The sequence below is a fragment of the Ruoffia tabacinasalis genome (assembly GCF_042652985.1).
Lineage (GTDB): Bacteria > Bacillota > Bacilli > Lactobacillales > Aerococcaceae > Ruoffia > Ruoffia tabacinasalis.
Window position 1 is genome coordinate 1 of the sequence record NZ_JBHSHQ010000047.1, and the last position, 3,747, is coordinate 3,747.

Sequence of the window (3,747 nt, forward strand, 5' to 3'; positions counted from 1 at the left end):
GTTCCTACTGCCAAGCCTGTAGTGGACTTTCACCACCAAGTTAGCACCCATGCCAGGCGCACATAAAAAATAAGACTAAGAATTTTGAATGAATTCATAGTCTTAACGAGAATGCCTTCATGAGGTTCCCAATTAATAGTTAAAGTACATGTAGTTTCATCTATAGTATTGCGAGTCGAATCTACAACTTTGTCCACGTTCATAGGACCATTATAAAGAGACGCGACGCACTGCTTTTTAGATTATCATTGTTTACAGACACTTTGGCTTTTCAAAGTACCGCTAATCATTAGACCACCAACTTTTTATCACACCTTCCCTACTGGGCATAATTAATACCAATTTATCAATTGACTTTATTTCCATTTCTATAAGAAACCTTTATAATAAATAAGAATATATATATAAAATGTTGATAAGAGGAGTAAGATATGAGAGTCGCAGTTGTTGGCGGTGGGATTAGCGGATTTACCATTATTCGGAAATTGCTATCGCATCCTAATTTTAATAATGATTTAACGATTGATTTATTTGAGAAAGATGCTAACTTCGTGGTGGGAGCGCCTTATAGCAAGGATACGAAAGAAGCTATTATGAATGAGCATGCGCAGGATTTGAGTATTTTCCCTGAGAGTCCTGATGATTTTTTAGTATGGCTTAGTGAGAGTCATGTGGAGTACGCTAACAATGATGCTTTTGTTCCCCGTGAATTTTATGGTGATTATTTATTTGAACGTTTAAGTTATTTAATGGATTCTGAGAAAGTGAACATACACGAATCAGCCATTGTTGATTGTGAGATCGATTCAGAGCGCGATATTTACCGCCTTCAAGCAGATGATGGTCAGTGGCATGAGGATTATCACGCGGTTTTCTTCACAATCGGCCATCCTCCTTATGCGGATTATTATCATCTCGAAGGAACACCCCAATATATTAACAGTCCAGTTCCTATTGATGAGACGCTTGCTCATTTGCAGCCGGACCAATCGATTGGCATCATCGGAACAGGCTTAACAGCTTTGGATGTGGTTAAATATTTATTGAAACAACATAATTGGACGCACCCGATTCGATTATATACTGACGGTAATACTCCTTTTAAAACGGTGAAATTCTCCCGCTATCAAGGAGAAATTCAACAAAGTTTTTCAGATGAATGGATTGACTCGCATCGTAATCAAGATGGGTTCATCTCTCTTGAAGTGATGGTTGAAACGTTTTTAAATGATTTGAAGGCCAATGATATCGATATCCAAAGGCTCTTGGAATTATACGGCACAGGATCTATTAGCGAAATCCGCTCTGCCATCGCGCATCCCGATATTTCTTTAGGAAAGTTGCGTCGCTATATTGTCATGATGACGATTTATTTGCCGGATCTATATAACACACTCACACCCCTTGACCGCGATCTTTACAAGCAAAAATACGAACGCGTCTTTAATCATTTTAGAAGCCAAATTCCAGTCGAATCTTTAGCTTATATCTTGGAGAATTTAGATCAAGGTCGTTTGGAAATTGTGACGAGTTTGAAATCTATAATTACCGAGGATGATTCTTATCAACTGGAAACCGAGAACGGAGAAAGTTATCATGCTGATTATCTCATTAATTGTACCGGTTTCCAATTTGATATCCAAAAGGCTTTAGCATTTGATCCATTAATCAAAAATCTCTACCAGCGAGACATGTTAACACCTTACTATCGCGGCGGGGCGATGGTTACTTGGCCTGATTGTCAAGTGGTCGCGAGCCGAGGTTTAATGCCAAATATGTATCTCTTGGGGCATTGGATTTCTAAGATTCATTATGGAAATAACAATATTCACTTGTGTATTAAGCAAGCGGAGCGCGTTGCGGAGGGCTTTTTTGCGCAATATGGAAATGATGAATAGGTAAATGTAAAAGGGATTGGCCTCGTGATTGTGAACGAGGCCTTTTTTGATATGTATTGGGCCTCGTCACATACCACGAAGCCACTTTTTCCATTTTTTAGCTCCATCCGAATTCTCCATTCATTCAACTGCTCCATCAGACCTACCCGGCTCTCTCTCAAACGAATCGACGAGCTTCAGTGCCTCTTTAAAAGTTATGTCGTCCTTCATAACAAGCTCAATTAATCTTTCTACCTGCTCTATACTTCTTATTGCAAGTAATTATTTACATATTTTTAGAATACTCTAGCTTGAGAATGTCGTGGATTGTAATGAAATTATTTGAAAAAGGATAACGTGCGGGAGAATATGGTTGGTGAAAGGAAGCTTTCAATTGCATCGTTAATATGTCCCCCTCACACGCGGGAATGAAATATGAAGCGACTGTAAAGTCAAAAGATGTCACAAATCTTATCAAGAAGTTATCCCTTTACGGGTGGTTATTCTTTATAAAGGATTGGTTATTGGATAACTTGCTGGATGAAGATAAAGTCAATAAACTCATCGTAGAGTTACGCTGTTTTTAGGACAACGGAAAGTAGAAGCAATCATAAGTGTGTTTTGAGAATTATACGAGAATAACAACACTTATATGTGAAATCTTGCCGTAAAAGTCATCGATATAATTCATTCAAAGGGGAAGTTGAAACAATCATTGATAATCATCTGTATCATCAACTTGTTATAAAAGAGCCGAATAAGATTTAGGTGAGTGATGTGACCAAAATAAAAGTAGCCCATCCAGAAAGCAAATTATACCTTATCGCCGATCATAAATCTCTACAATCGAGATAGTATCGTGATTAGTCACCTTCAATCTTCACGGTTAACTTTACCAATTAATCACTTGAAGAAATAGACTAAGATAAAATAATTGAAGAAATCAATAAGTTAAATTTACAACCATATCCTATCCATACTAAACAGCCTGTCGCCTGTTCCATACAGATGACAAGCTGCTTATAAAAATGTTCACTTACTCTCCCACTGCCTTCTGTCTGGCTTTCGCCACTATAGTATCGGGTTCAATGTCAATGACTTCAAATTCCAATAGATCCTGCTTAACATCAAAATCCGTAAAAAACTGAGCCATCACTTCGCCTGTTTCTTCGCGAGCTTTTGTGGTAATCGTGGAGAGATATAAATCAACATCTTCAGCGTTCGCTCCTTGAAGATTACGCTGATAAATAGATTGAATCTGAGCTTCTATCTTCCGATTCTCTTCTTGGGAGGTGTGAATGTTATTTGCTTTGCTCATTGTCATAAAATACAGCAAGACGGCAAGTAAGCCACCACCTATAAACCAGACAATATATTTTCTTATCTGTTTACTCATCCGCCTGCCCCCTTCTTAATTAAGGATAAAATTATATAATAATATAACTTAATAGTATCATAAAAACCCGCTTTCAATCTATCGTGGATACATCGCTCTTAAAGAGCCATCTCGTCGGACATGATTGAACCACCTAAATCGGTCTTAGCTGAACCGGGCAAATCGGCACAATTGAACCACTCTGTGGTTCTTTTTTATTGCCACCATGGTATAACTAAGACGTAAGTGAAACTCGCAAAATATTATGGAGGTGGCTAACATGCCCAATTATATAGAAATGCTTCGGTTATACGAAGCGGGATTTAGCTTAAGGCAAATCGCTAAACTCGTCTCTTCTGGTCGAAACACCGTCACTAGAACCATCAAAATCGCACAAGAAAAGGAGTTATCATACGATGAAGTAGCGCAATGGTCCCGTCATGAATTAGAAACTATGTTCCAATTGGATAGAAACAAAAAGGATCAACCTGTTTC

The 3,747-nt window shown here is 38.1% G+C and carries 3 protein-coding genes; 2 read left to right on the plus strand and 1 reads right to left on the minus strand.

Annotated features, from left to right (window positions below; genetic code table 11):
* Positions 1–431 precede the first annotated feature (431 nt).
* On the plus strand, positions 432–1,898 hold the full coding sequence (locus tag ACFO5Y_RS08135; protein WP_197105348.1) for an FAD/NAD(P)-binding protein: 1,467 nt from the start codon (positions 432–434) through the stop codon (positions 1,896–1,898).
* A 1,015-nt stretch (positions 1,899–2,913) separates the two neighbouring features.
* Here ACFO5Y_RS08135 and ACFO5Y_RS08140 read toward each other — a convergent pair.
* Positions 2,914–3,273 carry a hypothetical protein gene (locus ACFO5Y_RS08140; RefSeq protein ID WP_197105349.1) on the minus strand — a complete coding sequence of 120 codons (360 nt, stop codon included), beginning with the start codon at positions 3,271–3,273 and terminating at the stop codon, positions 2,914–2,916.
* 259 nt (positions 3,274–3,532) lie between these two features.
* Between ACFO5Y_RS08140 and ACFO5Y_RS08145 the strand changes: the two genes are divergently transcribed.
* Positions 3,533–3,747: hypothetical protein (locus ACFO5Y_RS08145; protein WP_380706408.1), on the plus strand; the 215-nt coding region annotated here is incomplete at its 3' end.